Origin of the sequence: Acinetobacter sp. Res13-Abat-PEC15-P4-01 (assembly GCF_015676285.1) — a bacterium.
GTDB classification, from domain to species: domain Bacteria; phylum Pseudomonadota; class Gammaproteobacteria; order Pseudomonadales; family Moraxellaceae; genus Acinetobacter; species Acinetobacter nematophilus.
Genome location: NZ_JADAIN010000008.1, coordinates 1 through 18,005 on the forward strand (window position 1 = coordinate 1; position 18,005 = coordinate 18,005).

18 protein-coding genes are annotated in these 18,005 nt (G+C 39.4%); 7 read left to right on the top strand and 11 right to left on the bottom strand.

Going from position 1 to position 18,005, the window contains the following annotated elements; translation table 11 throughout:
* On the top strand, positions 1 to 771 hold a 771-nt coding region (locus IMO47_RS01955), incomplete at its 5' end, for an SUMF1/EgtB/PvdO family nonheme iron enzyme (protein WP_196077874.1).
* 99 nt (positions 772 to 870) lie between these two features.
* On the opposite strand, the gene IMO47_RS01960 is transcribed toward IMO47_RS01955, so the two are convergent.
* From IMO47_RS01960 to orn, 5 genes are all read right to left on the bottom strand, one after another.
* Positions 871 to 3,837 (bottom strand): hypothetical protein, encoded by a 2,967-nt coding sequence (locus IMO47_RS01960; RefSeq protein ID WP_196077827.1) that lies wholly within the window; start codon positions 3,835 to 3,837, stop codon positions 871 to 873.
* A gap of 3 nt (positions 3,838 to 3,840) precedes the next feature.
* The gene (locus tag IMO47_RS01965; protein ID WP_196077828.1) at positions 3,841 to 6,630 is read right to left on the bottom strand and encodes a type VI secretion system Vgr family protein; all 2,790 of its coding nucleotides are present in this window, start codon (positions 6,628 to 6,630) and stop codon (positions 3,841 to 3,843) included.
* A 173-nt stretch (positions 6,631 to 6,803) separates the two neighbouring features.
* The gene (locus IMO47_RS01970) at positions 6,804 to 7,607 is read right to left on the bottom strand and encodes an enoyl-ACP reductase (protein ID WP_196075016.1); all 804 of its coding nucleotides are present in this window, start codon (positions 7,605 to 7,607) and stop codon (positions 6,804 to 6,806) included.
* 158 nt (positions 7,608 to 7,765) lie between these two features.
* Positions 7,766 to 8,500: a Bax inhibitor-1/YccA family protein gene (locus IMO47_RS01975; protein WP_196075017.1), complete on the bottom strand. Its 735-nt coding sequence runs from the start codon at positions 8,498 to 8,500 to the stop codon at positions 7,766 to 7,768.
* A gap of 447 nt (positions 8,501 to 8,947) precedes the next feature.
* Positions 8,948 to 9,505 carry an oligoribonuclease gene (gene orn / locus IMO47_RS01980; protein WP_196075018.1) on the bottom strand — a complete coding sequence of 186 codons (558 nt, stop codon included), beginning with the start codon at positions 9,503 to 9,505 and terminating at the stop codon, positions 8,948 to 8,950.
* Positions 9,506 to 9,629: 124 nt separating this feature from the next.
* Between orn and rsgA the strand changes: the two genes are divergently transcribed.
* The 5 genes from rsgA to IMO47_RS02005 all read left to right on the top strand — a co-directional run bounded on the left by rsgA (position 9,630) and on the right by IMO47_RS02005 (position 12,575).
* On the top strand, positions 9,630 to 10,688 hold the full coding sequence (gene rsgA / locus IMO47_RS01985; protein WP_196075019.1) for a ribosome small subunit-dependent GTPase A: 1,059 nt from the start codon (positions 9,630 to 9,632) through the stop codon (positions 10,686 to 10,688).
* A 91-nt stretch (positions 10,689 to 10,779) separates the two neighbouring features.
* On the top strand, positions 10,780 to 11,190 hold the full coding sequence (locus IMO47_RS01990; protein WP_196075020.1) for a rhodanese-like domain-containing protein: 411 nt from the start codon (positions 10,780 to 10,782) through the stop codon (positions 11,188 to 11,190).
* A gap of 16 nt (positions 11,191 to 11,206) precedes the next feature.
* A complete protein-coding gene (grxC, locus tag IMO47_RS01995) occupies positions 11,207 to 11,464 on the top strand; it encodes a glutaredoxin 3 (protein ID WP_004825086.1) in 258 nt (85 codons plus the stop codon).
* A 32-nt stretch (positions 11,465 to 11,496) separates the two neighbouring features.
* Complete coding sequence (gene secB / locus IMO47_RS02000; RefSeq protein WP_196075021.1) at positions 11,497 to 11,955, top strand: protein-export chaperone SecB; 459 nt, start codon at positions 11,497 to 11,499, stop codon at positions 11,953 to 11,955.
* 146 nt (positions 11,956 to 12,101) lie between these two features.
* Positions 12,102 to 12,575 (top strand): hydrolase, encoded by a 474-nt coding sequence (locus IMO47_RS02005; RefSeq protein WP_196075022.1) that lies wholly within the window; start codon positions 12,102 to 12,104, stop codon positions 12,573 to 12,575.
* 10 nt (positions 12,576 to 12,585) lie between these two features.
* Here the strand turns inward: IMO47_RS02005 and IMO47_RS02010 are convergent, their stop codons facing one another.
* From IMO47_RS02010 to coaBC, 6 genes are all read right to left on the bottom strand, one after another.
* A complete protein-coding gene (locus IMO47_RS02010; protein ID WP_196075023.1) occupies positions 12,586 to 13,203 on the bottom strand; it encodes an alpha-ketoglutarate-dependent dioxygenase AlkB in 618 nt (205 codons plus the stop codon).
* Positions 13,190 to 13,435 (bottom strand): Ada metal-binding domain-containing protein, encoded by a 246-nt coding sequence (locus tag IMO47_RS02015; RefSeq protein WP_196075024.1) that lies wholly within the window; start codon positions 13,433 to 13,435, stop codon positions 13,190 to 13,192. Before IMO47_RS02015 ends, IMO47_RS02010 begins: the two co-directional genes overlap by 14 nt.
* Before the next feature lie 3 nt (positions 13,436 to 13,438).
* Entirely contained in the window at positions 13,439 to 14,176 is a 738-nt protein-coding gene (locus tag IMO47_RS02020; RefSeq protein ID WP_196075025.1) for a 2OG-Fe(II) oxygenase, read from the bottom strand.
* Positions 14,163 to 15,002, bottom strand: a complete 840-nt coding sequence (locus IMO47_RS02025; protein ID WP_196075026.1) for a methylated-DNA--[protein]-cysteine S-methyltransferase — start codon at positions 15,000 to 15,002, stop codon at positions 14,163 to 14,165. The genes IMO47_RS02020 and IMO47_RS02025 overlap by 14 nt, the downstream gene beginning before the upstream one ends.
* A 328-nt stretch (positions 15,003 to 15,330) precedes the next feature.
* Positions 15,331 to 15,705, bottom strand: coding sequence for a cytochrome b562 (locus tag IMO47_RS02030; RefSeq protein WP_196075027.1), 375 nt, complete (start codon positions 15,703 to 15,705; stop codon positions 15,331 to 15,333).
* Between the two features lie 165 nt (positions 15,706 to 15,870).
* Positions 15,871 to 17,136, bottom strand: a complete 1,266-nt coding sequence (coaBC, locus tag IMO47_RS02035) for a bifunctional phosphopantothenoylcysteine decarboxylase/phosphopantothenate--cysteine ligase CoaBC (RefSeq protein WP_196075028.1) — start codon at positions 17,134 to 17,136, stop codon at positions 15,871 to 15,873.
* A gap of 115 nt (positions 17,137 to 17,251) precedes the next feature.
* On the opposite strand from coaBC, the gene radC reads away from it, so the two are divergent.
* Positions 17,252 to 17,974 carry a DNA repair protein RadC gene (gene radC / locus IMO47_RS02040; RefSeq protein ID WP_196075029.1) on the top strand — a complete coding sequence of 241 codons (723 nt, stop codon included), beginning with the start codon at positions 17,252 to 17,254 and terminating at the stop codon, positions 17,972 to 17,974.
* Positions 17,975 to 18,005 lie beyond the last annotated feature (31 nt).

Sequence of the window (18,005 nt, forward strand, 5' to 3'; positions counted from 1 at the left end):
ACGTTTATGATGGGTGACTTCGGTGAACTCGTCAATAAAGGAAAATTACCTTTTGATGGCGATGCTCATAGTAAACCTTTACATAAAGTCACTTTAGATAGTTATAGCCTAAATGCCTATAAGTCCAGTTATGAAGACTTAGATACTTATAGTGCAGCAACAGGGCAGCCCAAAGTTATGAATGATCCAGATATTATTGGCAAAAGATATAAAGATGCTGCTGCTGGACTCAATTGGTATCAAGCCCGTGATTACTGCCAATGGTTAGGCAAACAATTAAATGTTCCAATGGACTTACCAACCGAAGCGCAATGGGAATATGCTGCTCGTAACCGCGGCCAACAAGTGGTTTATCCCACCGATAATGGTAAAGTAGAATATGGTAAAAACTTCAATAGTTATGAACAACAACAAGCATTCACAGAAACTGTTGCAGAGAACTCGATAATACTCATCACTCAACTTGGCGCTCATCAGCCTACTCCATTAGGTTTTTACGACTTAATCAATGAAAACTTAGAATGGGTAGCTGACTGGTATGCACCTGACTATTATTCAAAATCACCTGAAAAAAACCCTAAGGGGCCTGAAACAGGTACAGCAAAAGTCCTTAGAAGTACCAATATTAATGATGAATATATGATTCGAACTGCTTTTGGCTTTACTTTTTCAAGAATGTTCATGGAACCTAAAAAACAAAATGATGAATTATCCTATTATAATACCTCTGTTAGATGCGCCGCTAATAGCCCCAGTCCAATAAAAAAATAAGATTAAATATAGTTTCATTGATCTAAATGCATAACTCCTATTTTTCAACTATAAAAGGATTTTAGGAAATATGTCTTATAACTTAAAATCCTTATATTTTTAAGTCAAGTATGTATCATTATCAGATTCTGAGAATAATGGTTTATCGTTAGCACTCGCCAAATATAAAATTTCATTATTTTCATCATATCCCTGCATAAGTTTGACTTGTTTAAAAATACTGTCATCTTGATTATAGGCAATTTGTGGTAAAGGCCATGTCTTAATTCCTTCCAAACTCGTTCTTGCTTCTATAAAGTCCTTAATCCATTTATTGGTAGGTCCTGTATATTTGGTATTATTATTTAAAGCCAAAACAATATTATCTATTTGAAACCGCACCAAGTTTAAACCACTGGCTAAAAAGTTAATAATATGCCTTTCTAAGTTTTTTATATTTCCAGTATTCTTTTTTCCTTGCTGATTGACTCTTTCTATAATATTTCGCCATTCATTGACATGTAGTGTTGATTTAAAAATATTAACAATAGCTGTTTTTCGTTGATCCAAATAATGAATCCCATCCCAATCTACACTTGGAAAATCATCATAATGTGCCCAGCGAGTATTCCAATGACATAGAGAATATACCAAGATCCCTTTGGAGTTGGGTGTTAAACCAATCAATGATTGTAAATTATTATTTATATTTTGAGCACATGCTAGTTTTGCTTCATCTTCCTTTATAGACGAAAGCCATTTTTCAAACTGTACTGACACATTCAGAAAGAATTTTGACATATTATTTAATTGAGTAGAATATTTTTTTAAAATTGTATAATCATTATTTGCGGCAAGCATTGCAAAAAGTTGCGACAATTGCTCAAATAAATTATCAGCAATATAAGCCAAATGCATAAAGCCCATTTTCAGTAAATTCTTTTTGATAAATAGCATTAAAGATACTAAATCTTTAGGATTCACTTCCAAATCAACCGCGCCTTTTGCCCCAATCCCATAACACAAATGGGCAGCCAACTTGATCCTGATCGAACCATTCGGATGAATGTACATATAAAAATTAAATTCTGCTCCTGCACCACCACTCACGCCAGCAGTAACGGCTGCTTTTGCTAATGTTTCAAACTTAGGCTCTCCACTTGATTCACGAGGGTTTCCATTCGCATTAAACCACTGCAATTCAACTTTTGGAGTAAGCGCTAATTGGGCGCCAGCAAAGGCTTTTACTTCTACTTGAGCTTTATTTAGCACATCAGGAGGTATATCTTCATTACTTTTGACTTCTACTTTTAAGCCTTTTACTGCATCCACTGCATCTTTCATCGATTTTTTAGGATCATGTGAAATTGCTTGTAGTTTTTGATAGCCTGCAACGTTACCAATCGCGACACTCGTTTGACCTGCAATTGCTAGATTTGCACCTGCAAATCCTTGTAATGCTGCACCAGCAACAACCCGAATTGTCGCAATGGGATCGCCATCATCAAAAACAATACTCCAACCGTATTTAGATGGCCAAAAAAAGTCCCAATTTGCTCGTCCCTCAAATAATACAAATTTTGCAGCCGCCTTTGCTTCAGCTTTACCATGTAAATGTTCCTTAGACAAGTTAAGCGTAGCCTCTGTACCATTTGTACCTACAAATCTCATCCACTGTGCATCTACTGTGAGTTCATCATTTTCACTCATCATATTGTATTGGTTAGAGTACTCTCCACCCACACGTCCCAACACTGGTAAATACAAATCTCGAATGCTTTTTTCATCCGCTGATTTTGATTTGTAGCTCGCTAATTCAACACCTACACCATTTATAAATTTTTTTAAACTATCATTAAATTCTCGAGGATTCGATGTATTTATTTCCTCTGTCCCTTCTCTAGCATTTGCCCCTGTATCACTGGTTATCTTGATTTTAGTTGTGCTTTTATTTATTCGTTGAGTTCTTAATTCTTCGATTCTACGTTTATTGGCATATCTTCTTAAAATATTTGGATTACCATTTGAGTTTCCACTTGCTTCGATCACAAGTACTTCTTGGATTTCTGCACTGTTTTTAAACTCTCCATTAATTTTATCTAGGGCATCCTTTTTTGCGATACCCAGTCTTTCTTCGATTTTTTTTATGTCAGTTGGATTTCTTGCTTCAAGTTGTAACTCTAAATCTTTTTTATTTTTATAAATTGAAGATATAGATTTCTCAAAATCTTTAGTTAACTTATCGAACGGCTTAAAAACATCCATCGGTAAAATATAAATTTCATTGGTTTTTGGCACAATAATTATTGGTAAAGTTGTTTTAGCACCTAAACTCGCTGTATAAGTTTCTTTAGGATTTGTAGTGGTGCTACTTAGCTTAATTTCAAAAGGATGAAAATTTCCTTTGGTAGAAGTCACTAGTGGCGCCATTAATGGAGATTTAAATTTAATTCCATTCAAATCAAATTCAATATAAGTTTTATGATCCGTATACAACAGATTTGATATTGATTTTTCATTCAATACACTGGATTTAATTTGTTTTGATGAGGCATCCAATCTTTCATTTTTTTCATTAAATATTCGATAACCACCTTTAGGAAAATACTTTATTTGCCCTCCTACTCTCATAAAAACCTGATACAAAATAAAAGCTTTCTGTAAAACATCAATTCGTTTTTCTACAACAATCGTCTCTTTCTTGTTTACTTTTAAATCACCAGATTTATTAAAAACTGGTCTTGTACTGATATAACTATAACTTTCCGATTTTATTCTATAAACACCATTTTTATCATCTTTAGTTAAGGGCTTTTTACTATCAAGCCAAATAGTAACTTCTGCAGTCAAATAAGCATCAAAATATACTGCTCTTGTTTCTCCTTTGCTATTGGTTGAAAAGGAGTCCTGTAGTAGTACATTTGGACCAATTGTACTTAAATTTTTAACTATTAATTTATAGTTTATTCCAGAAAGCACATTACCTACATTATCTTTTACAACCAAAATGAGTTTATTATTTTTTGGCTGTATATTTGCTTTAAAAATATCGCCATTTTGATTATTTTTTAATAAAAAATTTTCCACAATCTATTCCTTTATTTTTAAATTATAGCTATTAATATTTTCATCTTCTATATAAATAGAGATATTTTCAGGAGATGGTGTTGTTACTTTTTTTGTTTTACCCTGACTATCCGTAACACCCTGAATAACATCACCATTCTGCAGTATCATTAAATACTTTTTATTCGCTAATGGATTTCCAAGTAAGTCTTTAGCTTCATAGGTTAAATAACAAGGCGTTTCTTTGAATTCACGAGATTTCATTTCAACCTTAGCGCCACCTGTAAACTTCTGTTGCCCAGATTTCACTTCAAATAATCCACCAGTGGTTGCAAATACACCTGAACCATTGATCTTTAACTCAGAACCGTCACTAATCAACTTAATCTCTTTCGGGCTAGTAATATAAACTGTATCTTCTGTGGAAATGATTTGAATGCCTTTGCGAGCAATCAAATCCGCACTGTCACCCTGCGCTTGAATCTCTACTTTTCCTTTTCCTGCATAAAGCCTTGCGCCTTCCTGCGCTGCAAACAGGCTGATTTTAGAACTGGCATGCCCCACCAAGGATTTTTGTGTGCTTAGATTGATGCTCTCGCCTGCATTATGGCTGATTTGCCCATCAGCAGAGACATGGATGTCTTCATTGCTTGATAGTGCAATTGAATTTGGTGAAGCCAACATCATTACTGCGGACTTAAATGCATCCGCTTTTTTCGGATCTTGTTGAGCCAGTGTATTGATAAACCCTTGGATTCGCTCTAAGACTTCCAAAGGATCCGTCTGTTGGTTCTTGGCAACTTCACTTAAGGCTTTGGCATTGTTCAGGCTACTTTCTAACTGGCTTTTGGCTGCGGTTGTATCCAGATGATTGCCTGATGCGCCATCTTGTGCATGGGTGCTGACCAGTAAACCTTGCCCTGCACGTACCGCACCCCATTGGTCCGTCCTCAGCTCAAAGCCTTCTCCTCGCCCGTCACTGCTATCTGTCTCTTTTGGATGACTGAGGTTACCAAGATTGAGTTGAGTTGCGCCATGACTGCTGTGCAACTGGCTGCTGATCTGGTTGGTGGTATCGTCAAAACGCAGTTGGTTATAGCCACTGCCCTGATATTCCTTGCTTTTAATCCCTGCCAACTTCTTGGTATCAGGCAGCTTGCCTTTGTTATCAAACTTGCTCGGGCTGCGTTGTGCTTCATGGATTCGTCCCACCACAAACGGTCTGTCAATATTGCCATCAAAGAAGTCAATAACAACAATCTCCCCGATCCTCGGTAGGAAGCGAGCTCCATAACCTTCGCCTGCCCAGGGTGTCAAGACATCAACCCAAGCTGAGTCAGTATCATTGTCATTCGAGCCTGCACCACCATCGTGACTGTGGTCTTCATTGCGGGTAAACAGGAAGCGTACTTTGATGCGTCCCCATTCATCCACATGGATTTCTTCTCCACTTGGACCAACCACTTTGGCGCGTTGTGGATATGCCACTGGACGGTGTTTGAGTGGGTTGTATTCCGCTGCTGTACTGATGTTTCTGCGTTGTAACGTCAGTTGGTTGGCTTGGCGTTCGTCACTGTTGTCATATGTAGTGTGTGTTCGGTTTGCCCACTGACTCTGTTGAAGTAAACGATTGATTTGTTCGTTTAAGTCTTTGGGAAGGTTGTTTTGGTTGTAGTAGCGCTTTTCAATGATTAGAAATTGGCGATCTGCCCCACTGTGCCGGTCTATTTCTGGGTGTTCGTTGAATTCAAACCAGTAGCCGACCTGTGCATCTCGTACTGTCGATATTGCCGTGAATTGTTTGGCTTGGGCATCGTAGTAGTTGCTGAGGTTTTGGTTAAAGCGTTCGATCTGACTGTTGCCTGATGGGGTTGCACCATCTTCCCCATTCAGGTCAGGAATCCATGCCGGGCTAAAGTGCCAGACTTGTTCCAAGCCCAGACTGGCGTTGTCGTAGTGGTCACTGTGCTGATGTTTGCTTTGTACATTGCCCGCGCCTTCTTCGGTTTCAAGAATATCGGCTTGCCAACGGTGAATATGTACCGATGTCGGTTGGAGTGATCGTACGCCTGTAAATGCGGTAATGGTATCTTGCTGCTCTACCGCAGAGCTACGATGAAAGCGAATGCTTCTACGTTCTAGCGCGCTGTACTGGCTGTTGTCATCAATTAAACGCAGTTTTTGGGCTTGGATCTGTGCTGAGGTGCTGGCAACATGGGGTTCTGCTTCATCAATCAGCCAGCTTAAATTTTCGCTTCTCATCAAACGCGTGAGCAGATCGTGGTCGCTTTCGTTCATCTGTATAATCAATGGACGAACATCGTAGTCTTTGCTTAGCCCAGTTTTGTCTAAACTCAGACTCGCAGCAAACAGCGGACTTCTTTGCTGCCATTCTTTATGAATTGTTTCAATGACTTGAATCACTGATTTATTCATAAACACTCTGCTATTACGGCGTTTGTGCCACAGTGACGTTGCATCTTCAAGTTTGAGTTTATAGACAGTCAGTGCGCCATCACTCTGTCCCTGCGCAGCTTCGGTAATGATGCCTGTGGTACGGAACAGTTGCCCGCGATCAGTGACTTGGTCGATTGCAGCCTGGCAACCGATAAACTGTTTGAGAGGAATATTTGCGGAGGTCGCAAGACAGATCAATTCCACAGACACGCCTTGATTGATGGCATGTTGTCCGTCAATACGTTGCAAGAACACTTGGGCGGTCAAATCAGGATTACTAAACTGAATGTGCAAAGCTCTTTTTTGAGCGGTTAATCCAAGTTGTTCTAAAGCCGAAAATATATTGGCAAAATTCATTTTCTTATCAAACTTAAAGTAATATTAATATTTATCTATATTTAATCAAAAAAAACGATTGAATCCCAGTTTATTGATCGGTTAATTTTTAAGAAATTGTAAAAAAACCTCAATATTCACGTTTTAATATTGAGGTTTATGTTTTGAATTCAGTCAGTTAAATAGACTCAACATTATTCGCTATCCATCATCGATTGGCTCATACCCACAGTATTGAAACCTGCATCGACATACAAGATTTCACCCGTAATACCATTTGCCCAAGGTGAACATAAGAACAGTGCAGCGTTACCGACATCTTCAATCGTTACATTGCGTTTAAGTGGTGCAATTTTTTCATTGGCATCCAACATTTTACGGAAAGACTTAATCCCTGATGCCGCTAAAGTACGTATCGGACCCGCTGAAATCGCATTTACACGAATTCCTTCAGCACCCAGGCTTGAAGCCAAGTAACGTACACCGGCTTCTAAAGATGCTTTTGCCATACCCATCACGTTGTAGTTTGGCATCACAGACTCAGAACCTTGATAGGTTAAAGTCAGTAAGCATCCTTGGCGAGCAAGCAATAATGGTTTCGCGGCACGTGCCATTGCCACAAAGCTATAAGCACTGATGTCATGTGCAATTTTAAAGCCTTCACGATCAGTTACCTCTGTGAAATCACCGTCAAGCGTATGCGCAGGCGCAAAACCGATCGAATGAACGACACCATCCAAACCATCCCAATGTTTTGCCAGTTCAGCAAAAGCATGGTCGATTTCAGCGTCTACAGCAACATCACAAGGAAAAACCAGTGTTGAACCAAATTGTTCTGCAAACTCATCTACACGTTTTTTTAATTTGTCATTGGGATAAGTAAATGCGAGTTCTGCACCTTCACGGTGTAATGCCTGAGCAATACCAAATGCAATGGATAATTTACTTGCAATACCCGCGATTAAAAAGCGTTTACCTGCCAATAGTCCTTGTGCCATGAAATTCTCACTTGATCAATTTTGTAAGCATAATGCCAAGTCTTGCCCCAGAACTAAATTGCATAATGCATCTTTTTTTAAAAGTTTAGTAAAAATATAAAAAAGCGCACTGAAAAAAGTGCGCTTTTACCGAATCTATTTTGTTTAATTTGCAATGATTAATCATCACCTTGCAGTAAGCTCAATAAACGCAGGAATGAATAGTACATCCAAACCAATGTTGCCAATAAAGCAATACCACATAACCATTCATATGATTTAGGGGCACGTTGTGCAGCAGCAGACTCAATCAAATCAAAGTCAAGGATCAAGTTCAGTGAAGCAATCACTGCAACAAAAGCAGCAAAGCCAATACCTAACAGGTTGCTTTCAAATAAGAACGGAATGCTTGAACCAAATGCCAAACGCATGATGAATTGCACCACGAAAACCAAAGCAATTGCGATCGACGCTGAAATCACAATTGATTTAAATTTTTCAGTTGCACGGATAATTTGGAATTTATATAAACCAAACATCACCAAGGTGGTGACAAAAGTTGCCAAAAGCGCCTGTAAGGGAATACCCGGGAACTTTAATTGGAAGATGACGGAAACACCACCTAAAAATGCACCTTCAAAGAATGCATAGGGAATCGCCAGAACACGTGCTGTATTGGGTTTAAATGTTGCAATTAAACCTAAAATCAAACCACCAATTGCACCCACCATTGCAGCAGCGTATGCAATCCCTACATTCATGGTGCTAAAGCTATAAAAGAAAATTCCAATACCTAACACCGCAGCAATCACAGTCAGTAAAACTGACTTTTGAATTGCGCCTTGTATGGTCATCGGCTGTTCATAATCCGCATACGTTTCCGCACGCGTTAAAATTGGGTTATTACTTTGCATAGTCAATCTCTTTGTAATAATTCAAATATAAAAAGGATATTAAAACGTTTTTTATGCAAACAATTTGAACTGCTTGCTCTTTTTTGTAACGAGTTGTCAGAAGACATCACTTCCAGTATAGCTTAAAAAATCAAAATTCATAGTAAAAAAGAGATTAAAAACGCCCTTGTTTCAATCTGATATATGAAGATGTTTAATTATTGAAATGATGTTTAGATGAATGGACAAATAAACTTTTAAATGTTTTTTAAGAAGAAAAGAGGCAGATGATAAAGTTTAAACCGTTTTGAAAGCCAATGAGTATGTAGATCATTCGCTCGATTGGCGTACTGCATACAGCCAGATGATGTTATTTGCTGACAATGAGTGTTCACTGAATCAGTGGGGGGACGCATTAAAAAAACCTTATGGGTGAGTACCGCAGTTGATCGCCTCACCCAAGCCGGCTTAGTCTTTATTCTCAATAAAGAAATATTGACGGTAGTATTTTAATTCTGCGATTGAGTCGCGAATATCATCCATCGCCAAATGTGATGCATTTTTCTTTAGACCGCTCATGATTTCGGGTCTCCAGCGTTTTGCCAATTCTTTAATAGACGATACATCCAAATTGCGATAATGGAAGAATTGTTCAAGTTCTGGCATTAAACGATGCATAAAACGACGATCTTGACAGATTGAATTACCACACATCGGCGAAGATTTCGGACTGACCCATTTCTTTAAAAATTCCAAGGTTTGTTGTTCCGCATCTTGAGCTGTCAGTTTGCTGCGACGTACACGTTCGATCAGACCTGACTGACCATGCTGTTTGGTATTCCACTCATCCATTGCGTTCAGAATGAGATCTGATTGATGTACTGCAAGAACTGGACCTTCCGCCAAAATATTTAAATGGTCATCTGTCACAATGGTTGCGATTTCAATGATCTTGTCATTATCTGTATCTAGACCTGTCATCTCGAGGTCAATCCAAATTAAGCGGGTATCCAGTGTACTGCTCATAGAGTGCAATCTTATTAGGTCAATAAAAAAATGAATAGTAGCAAATTTCTTACTTCTGCGCTGTAATTCATTCGCTCATCATGGTATTTTTGCCTTCTCATTTTCAAGGTTTTTTAGGACATGAATGGCTTTAATTCGTAAACGTCGTTTGACTGAGCAGCAACAACGCCGCATTCAGAAACAACATAAAACACGTCAAGAAGAAATCGACACTTCCAATGATCTTGAAGGTCTGGTTGTTCAGCATTATGGACGACAACTCGAAGTACAAGCCCTTTCTACTCCCGCTCAACATCCTCAAAAACCCACTGTTCAGGCAGGCGAACCAGAACCTTTTTGGAAACCGATTGAACTCGGCAGTGTCTGGCGCTGCCATACCCGTACCAACCTTGAATTGTTGGTCACAGGGGACAAAGTTAAATGGCAGGCAGACCCCAATACGGGCTTGGGCATTATCACGGCGATCCACCCGAGAACCTCGCTACTGACTCGTCCAGACCGTTATCACAAGGTCAAACCTGTGGCAGCCAATATCAGCTTGATCGTGATTGTCTTTGCACCTTTACCGGAGCCTGCTCCCACATTGATTGATCGTTATCTTGTGGCTTGTGCAGATGCCAGCATTCCTGTGCTTCTGGTCTTGAACAAATCCGACTTACTCAAAGACAATGACCCAATTCTAGATCTTATCAAAGAGTATCAAGACTTGGGTTATGAAGTGTTGATCACACAGTCCGAGGGTGATATTAGCGAGCTTAAACAACGCTTGGACAATGAAACCGTTGCTTTTGTAGGTCAATCGGGTGTGGGCAAAAGTACACTGATCAATGTGATTGTTCCCGATGCAGAACAGAAAACCAATATCATTTCTGAAAACTCCGCGCTTGGGCAACACACCACAACATCGACACGTCTGATTCGCTTTGGTGAAAATGGTGCATTGATTGACTCACCGGGAATTCGTGAATTTGGACTTTGGCATCTGAGCCTTGAAAAAATTGATGCGGGCTTTCCAGAGATTTCGAATTTGGTTGGATACTGCCAATATCGCAACTGCACCCACACCCATGAAAAGCAATGTGCTGTGAAAAAGGCAGTCGATGATGGTGAAATTCTAGCCAGACGTCTGGAAAGTTATTTGCGCTTAATTGAAGAAATCACTGATGCGCAACAAAAAAATTAAATTTCTTCTGAGATAACCTTGAAGCGGTGATTTTGATCACCATATATATACGCTATACTCGACGCAGTTTTTGATTGTAATTAGGTGACTTGTGGAACGTTGGTTTGAGTTTATGGGGAATCACCCCTTCTTATTTGGTATTTTAGGAGCACTGATTGTCCTGTTCTTTATTTTTGAAGGACAACGTAGTGGTCGTAAAATTTCACCACAATCCCTCGGTATTTTGGTGAAAGCCAAAAATGCAATGCTGATTGATTTACGTGATGCGAAAGATTTTCGCGAAGGTCACATCAGTGGCAGCCGCAATATTCCCTATAGCCAAATTGCCAGTCACATTGAAGAATTGAAAACCGCAGATCGCCCTTTAGTCTTTATCTGTAACTTGGGTCAAGTGGCAGGTAGTGCTTTACAGCAGGTCGGTAATGCTGACAGTTATCGTCTAGATGGTGGTATTAGTAACTGGAAAGCCCAAGGCTTGCCATTAGTTAAAGCTAAAAAATAAGCTTAAGGAGCTCAACATGTCTGCTGAAGTAAAAGTTTATTCAACAACTTTCTGCCCATACTGTGTACGTGCAAAATCTCTGCTTGAGCGTAAAGGTGTTGCTTTTACCGAAATCAATCTCGATCAGGAAGCACCTGAGGTTAAGACTGAGCTAATCCAGCAAACCAAGCACCGTACTGTGCCACAGATTTTTATTAATAATGAATTCATCGGTGGTTTCGACCAGCTTTATGCTTTAGAAAAAGCCGGCAAACTCGATGAATTACTTGCCTGATTAATCACTTCTTAAAATTTAAGGAATAAAGAATGAGTGAAGAACAACAAGCTCAACCACAACTGGCTTTAGAGCGTATTTATACAAAAGACATTTCTTTTGAAGTACCTGGGGCTCAAGTTTTTACTAAAGAATGGCAACCTGAATTAAACATCAACTTGTCTTCTGCTGCTGAAAAAGTAGATGCAACACACTTTGAAGTTTCTTTAAAAGTCGTTGTTCAAGCGAACAATGCAGGTGATACAGCATTTATCGTGGATGTCACACAATCAGGTATTTTCTTGATTGATGGTATCGAAGAAGATCGTCTTCCATACATCTTAGGTGCATATTGCCCGAACATTTTGTTCCCATTCTTACGTGAAGCTGTGAATGATCTTGTGACCAAAGGTAGCTTCCCACAATTGCTTCTTACGCCGATCAATTTTGATGCTGAGTTCGAGGCGAATATGGAACGTGCTCAAACTGCTGCTGCTGAAGGTCAAGCTTAATTGCTTAGATTTTAAGTTAGAAAAGACCGCTTTATGCGGTCTTTTTTATATTGTTCTGATCAACATTAAAGTTCACTGAAACTTCATTAAATCCAATCACGGCATTTTTTATACTTTAAGAATCATAATACGATGACAAATCATCTATGCCCATTACACCCTTACATTTAGGCTTAGGTGCAAGTTGTAAAGGAATCGGAAATCAGCACTTTAGTTTTCTCATTTTTTCAGGCGTCCAAATGCTCATGGACATTGAACCTTTACTTGGCATTATTTTAGGCTGGAACACTTTACATCTATATAGCCACAATTTAATTGGAGCTTTGTTGATCGGTTTGTTTGCCATCCTAATTGGCAAAGCGATGAGTGAGTTTTGCTTATACCATTTATTCAAACAAATTCATTGGCAGATCACTTGGCGAGTGGCAGCATTCAGTGCACTGACGGGCAGTTTTAGTCACACTCTTCTAGATGGTTTGATGCATGCGGACATGTACCCTTTTTACCCATTCAGTCAAACTCAATTTCTGCTGAATTTAATTCCTTATTCCTATATTTTTTATGGTTGTTTGTTCGGATTTATCTTGGGTGGCGTCCTGTTTCTGCTTCATGAGAGATAAACACGAGTATTTATACACCAGATTCAACAATCGTTCTAAAGGTCAAATTAATCCGAGCGGTATGTATTTTCTTGGTGGGTGGTAAACGATGTAACCAATGAGTTTGTGTGAGGTCTTTCATGATCAGTAAACTGCCATTTTCCAGAACAATCTCAACCTTTTCTTGGCTATTTTTATGTTTAAAGGCAAATTTTCGAACTGCCCCGAGACTTAAAGAGGCAATCGCACCATTCTTTTTTAAGTCTGTTTCACCGTCGCTGTGCCATGCCATTCCCTCTTCACCCGTATGGTAAAGATTCAGCAAACAAGAATTAAATGTTTCACCCGTGATCTCTTCGATCTGCTGTTTCAGTTCCAGCAAGTGCTTGGTCCAAGGCAAGGCATATTTTGAGGTATTGGAATAGGTATATTCAAAAGCCTGATTGCCATACCATGCCACTTTACGCTTGGTTGTAATCTTTTTTCCAAAAATAATGGCTTGGTCATTCTGCCATTCAATCGTGTTCAGCAATCGCTCAAAATAATGCTGTGCAAGCACTTCATCCATGATGATGCCAAAATAATTGACTGTTCCATCGTATGGAAGCAGATTTTGATTTGGTTCAGTTTTAAATTCAAGTTGCTGCATTTTTCCACTTCAAATAGGCTGATTTCATACAGTGTCCACATGGTCGATAGTGCAATGCCAAAGCTTCAGCTTCACTGCTAAAGAATACCCGATTGTTTCTTAACATTCGTTTCCCCGAGGCGCAGTCTAGACGCCCATAAATCCTGATTTTTTGGTTGCCTGCAAATAAAATTTCAGCATTTTTAAGTTTGCGATATAACCCTAAGCCTTCTATGTCGCTATGTTGAATCATGCTTTAACTCGCGGCATCATGAAAAATAATTCCTAAACTATAACGCTCCCCTTCTGTTAAGTGACTCACGCCATGCTTCATGTTGACCCGATAGTAGCCATGCGTACCTTTCTTGGGTCTAAATTGCGTGGTAAAAAGCAGTACATCGCCTTTGTTCGGTTGTAACACCATTGCTTTCGACTGCGCTCGTGGGATTTGTTCTGTTATCACCAACTCCCCCCCCTTAAAATCAATGTTGGTTTGATTTAAAACAATCACCATTTGAATCGGGAAAAACACTTCACCATACAGATCTTGATGCAAAGTATTAAAACCATGTTGTTGATAATGCAAAATCAACACCGTGGCTTTATCTTGACCGACTTGCTGACATTGTTGCAAAAATGCTTCATGTGACGTGGGATATTGTCGTTGAATATTTAAGTTTTCGAACCAAGCATTGGCAAGCGGCACCAAATAGGGATAAAACTGTGTCCGTAGCAATTGCAATAAGCTGGGTAAAGGATAGCGAAAATATTTATATTCACCCTCACCAAAACGATAGCGCTGCATATTGACGGTTTTTCGGTATAAGTCTTCATGGTGATAATCGGCTTTGATTAATTCACACAAGTCATCGGATAAGAAATTTTCGATCTGTGAAAAGCCCTGCTGATTGAGCTGTTCAAGGATCAAGGTCCAATCCAAATGCTGGATTTTCTCACTCAAGGCTTGAGCCTGTTGAATATTAAATATCGGCATGGGTTTGAACACCTTCCCAACCAATCATCGCCATTTTTCGACTTTTACCCCAATGATATTCACCCAAAACACCTGTTGCTTGAATGACTCGATGACACGGAATCAAAAACGCCACGGGGTTGTGACCCACTGCCGTACCTACTGCACGCGAGGCTTTTGAATTTCCTATTTGCTCTGCTAAATCCCCATAAGTGGTTAATTGCCCCATTGGGATTTTAAGTAAACTTTCCCAGACTTTAAGCTGAAAATCAGTACCTTTTAAATGAAGTTTAATTTGTCCCAGCTGCTTATTTCCAGATGAAAAAATTGCCAAAGCATGTTCATGCAATATATCAGCCTGTTGATTAAATTGGGCATTGGGAAATTTTTCGAGCATTGCAGCATAGCTTTCTTGCTCATTGTCCACAAAGCACATAAAGCAGACACCTTTCGTTGTAGATGCCACTAAAACCGTTCCAAATGGACTTTCAGCATATTGATAATGGATGATCAAATTCTCTCCACCACTTTTATATTCAGCAGGTGTCATTCCTTCAATTTGAATAAATAAATCATGCAAACGACTGGTACTCGAAAGTCCGGTATCAAAAGTTGCCTCAAATACCGAATGATCTTGCTTTAATAATTTTTTTGCATGTTCCAAGCTGATATATTGCAAGAATTTTTTAGGGCTGGTACCCGCCCATTCAGTAAATAAACGCTGAAAATGAGCAGGGCTTAAATGGATATGTGCAGCCACTTCATCCAGATTGGGCTGGGCTTTAAAGTTATGTTGAATATAGGTTATGGCTTTTGCAATACGTACAAAATGATTTTGCTGCTGCATCACATGTCTCCTGATCTTCTGCTTATAACTTAACAGCGAAAAAGCGATGAACAAATCCGAATCATGCGCAGTTTAGCAATTTACTGCCTGATCACCATACTCAAGTGGTCAGCCAAACCACCCGATCATTCATACCAATATTTTAATTTGAAACAGTTACAGTCAATCAATTTGATGCTTTTTCTTAATCTTGATTTTATTGATCAAGTAAAATTATGTTTTGCTGTATGCCTTTTTAACAAATTGACTCTCATCTCAGCACAAAAAAACCGCTCGCCATTCAACTCACGGTTTTAATAGATCACACTATATTGGTCCAGTCACAGGATTATTGATAGATCTTATGTCCTTGATCACGAATTTCAGCAATTTTTTTGCCTTCCATTTTGGCATGATCCAAATGTCCGCCTTTGACTAAGGCTTGCGTTTTATCAATCTGTGCAATCAATTGATCATAAAGCTGTGTTGAACTTGGCGCGCTGGCATCACCACGACCTTTAAGTTTAACTTTTTTTGCATCTGTTGCTGCTGCACGCATGTTGTCTAAAGCTTTATTGGCTTCTGCCGGATTCGAGGTTTGATTAAACGCTTTGTAATTTTTACCCAATGCCTGCATATTCTGTTGCAGGGTTGCAGCAAAACTCATTGAACTCAAACTTAGGGCAGAGATCATCATTACGGTGGCTAAAGTTTTTTTGATCATTGTGATCTTCCTTAAAACTGTGGCTATCGTGGGTTATCCACGGGAATAAAAGTACAGCTATTGTCCATATTCAACATTAAACATAGTTTAAAACCACAAAAAATAGCAAATAAAAAATGCAACGGAATCGTTGCATTTTTATATTTTAAACAGAACAGGAAAAATCTATACGGGCTCAATTTTATGATTTAAAGCATCGTGAATTGCTTCAACCAACTGTTGGGCAATTTCTTGTTTCGATGCTTTTTCCAAATCTCGTTTTTCCATTTGATATTGCTCAGCAAAAAACACAGTCATTGCATTTTGATCTGAAGCAAAACCGATATCTGCACGAGAAACATCATTACATGCAATCATATCCAGTTTTTTCGCAATCAGTTTTCCTGCTGCATATTCTTCAACATTCCGTGTTTCAGCAGCAAAACCTACCATAAAGGGACGTTTTGACTGTTGCGCAATCGTGGCAACAATATCTGGATTTTTAACCAAGGAAACATTGAGCTCATCACCGGCTTTCTTGATCTTGTGTTCAGCAACTTCTGCCACACGATAGTCCGCAACAGCAGCCGTTGCGATGAACACATCACAACCTTCCTCAAGCTGATGCATGCTTTCATCCAGCATCTTGATTGCTGAAGAGACGTTAATGCGACGTACACCATTTGGAGTATCCAAACTGACTGGACCTGCCAATAAGGTGACTTTTGCTCCCGCTGAATAACAGGCTGCTGCAATGGCAAAACCCATTTTTCCTGTACTGTGGTTTGAAATATAACGCACTGGATCAATGGCTTCACGTGTCGGTCCTGCAGTAATCACCACACGTTTTCCTGCCAATAAACCAAATTTTTCTGCAATGGCACGTTGTGCCTGATGGAAATAATTTTTAACCTGCTCGGCAAGATCTTCCGGTTCAGGCATACGTCCCAAACCAACATCGCCACACGCCTGAGAACCTGCTTCTGGCATGATCACATGCACACCATCTTCAACCAATGTATTTAAATTACGTTGAGTGGGTTTGGCAGCCCACATCTGCTGGTTCATTGCAGGCGCAACCCAAACAGGCGCCTTAGTCGCCAGATAAAGAGTACTGAGTAAATCATCCGCCAAACCGGCAGCAAATTTTGCAATCGTGTCACAACTTGCCGGTGCAACCAAAACCAGATCAGCCCATCGCGCCAATTCAATATGTCCCATGCCAGCTTCTGCTTCAGGGTCTAATAATTCTGTATGAACGGGATTGCCAGACAATGCCTGAAAAGTCAGCGGTGTAATAAATGCTTGTGCACCATGCGTCATCACAACACGGACATTAAAACCGTAATCCTTTAAACGACGTACAAGGATGGCACTTTTATAGGCAGCAATACCGCCTGTTACAGCAAGAATAATATTTTTATTAGAAAATACACTGAGATCGAAACTCACGATCAGGCTACCTTTCTGTTGCAGTGGCGCTCACAATAGCATTAAATAGTCTATCTCCCAAGCAGTTATCGGGAGAAAAAATGAAAAGTACAATAAATTAAAAATGTGGAAAACAATGAACCATTCAATCAAACAATGGCCCGAACAAGAGCGCCCACGTGAAAGATTACTCTTGCAAGGGCCACACAGTTTATCCGATGCAGAGCTTTTGGCAATCTTCCTTCGTTCAGGCTCTAAACAGCACTCTGCTGTCGAATTATCACGCCTATTAATTCAGCATTTTGGGCATTTAAATGCTGTATTCGATTCCTCTTTAGAAGAGCTCCGTCAGTTTCATGGAATTGCCGAAACCAAATATTCACAACTGATGGCAGTCAAAGAATTAGGTCGGCGCTATCTTAAACATCAACTCCATCAAGGTATGGACTTAAGCCGCTCAGACTTAATTCGAGATTATTTGCGCTATGAATTAATTGGAGAACAACAAGAGGTCTTTGCCGTGCTCTGTCTAGATAGCCAGTTACGCAAGCTAAGCTTCAAAAAACTATTTTTCGGTTCTATCAATTACTGCAATATTTCGATCAATCAATTATTACGTCATGCCATACAGAAACAGGCGACTTTTATGGTGATTGCGCATAATCATCCTAAAGGTTTAGCAAAACCCTCACGTGAAGATTACGATCTTACCCAGCAAATATCCAAAGCCTGTCAACTGCTTGAAATAGAATTACTAGATCATATGATCATCGCCTCTGAACAAAGCTATTCCTTTAGTGAACATGGACTCATCAAATCTAAAACTTTCCCTGCAAATAAGATTGACAAGAATCCTTGAAGCGGTGAAGATCACTAAAAAATTATAGACT

Coding starts and splice junctions, on each gene's coding strand:
- orn (WP_196075018.1), bottom strand. CDS start 9,505: ATGAGCAGTACACTGGATACCCGCTTAATTTGGATTGACCTCGAGATG.
- IMO47_RS02020 (WP_196075025.1), bottom strand. CDS start 14,176: ATGCCGATATTTAATATTCAACAGGCTCAAGCCTTGAGTGAGAAAATC.
- IMO47_RS02005 (WP_196075022.1), top strand. CDS start 12,102: ATGCCCATTACACCCTTACATTTAGGCTTAGGTGCAAGTTGTAAAGGA.
- IMO47_RS01975 (WP_196075017.1), bottom strand. CDS start 8,500: ATGCAAAGTAATAACCCAATTTTAACGCGTGCGGAAACGTATGCGGAT.
- rsgA (WP_196075019.1), top strand. CDS start 9,630: ATGGCTTTAATTCGTAAACGTCGTTTGACTGAGCAGCAACAACGCCGC.
- IMO47_RS02015 (WP_196075024.1), bottom strand. CDS start 13,435: ATGATTCAACATAGCGACATAGAAGGCTTAGGGTTATATCGCAAACTT.
- IMO47_RS02025 (WP_196075026.1), bottom strand. CDS start 15,002: ATGCAGCAGCAAAATCATTTTGTACGTATTGCAAAAGCCATAACCTAT.
- radC (WP_196075029.1), top strand. CDS start 17,252: ATGAACCATTCAATCAAACAATGGCCCGAACAAGAGCGCCCACGTGAA.
- IMO47_RS01970 (WP_196075016.1), bottom strand. CDS start 7,607: ATGGCACAAGGACTATTGGCAGGTAAACGCTTTTTAATCGCGGGTATT.
- grxC (WP_004825086.1), top strand. CDS start 11,207: ATGTCTGCTGAAGTAAAAGTTTATTCAACAACTTTCTGCCCATACTGT.
- IMO47_RS02010 (WP_196075023.1), bottom strand. CDS start 13,203: ATGCAGCAACTTGAATTTAAAACTGAACCAAATCAAAATCTGCTTCCA.
- IMO47_RS02030 (WP_196075027.1), bottom strand. CDS start 15,705: ATGATCAAAAAAACTTTAGCCACCGTAATGATGATCTCTGCCCTAAGT.
- secB (WP_196075021.1), top strand. CDS start 11,497: ATGAGTGAAGAACAACAAGCTCAACCACAACTGGCTTTAGAGCGTATT.
- IMO47_RS01965 (WP_196077828.1), bottom strand. CDS start 6,630: ATGAATTTTGCCAATATATTTTCGGCTTTAGAACAACTTGGATTAACC.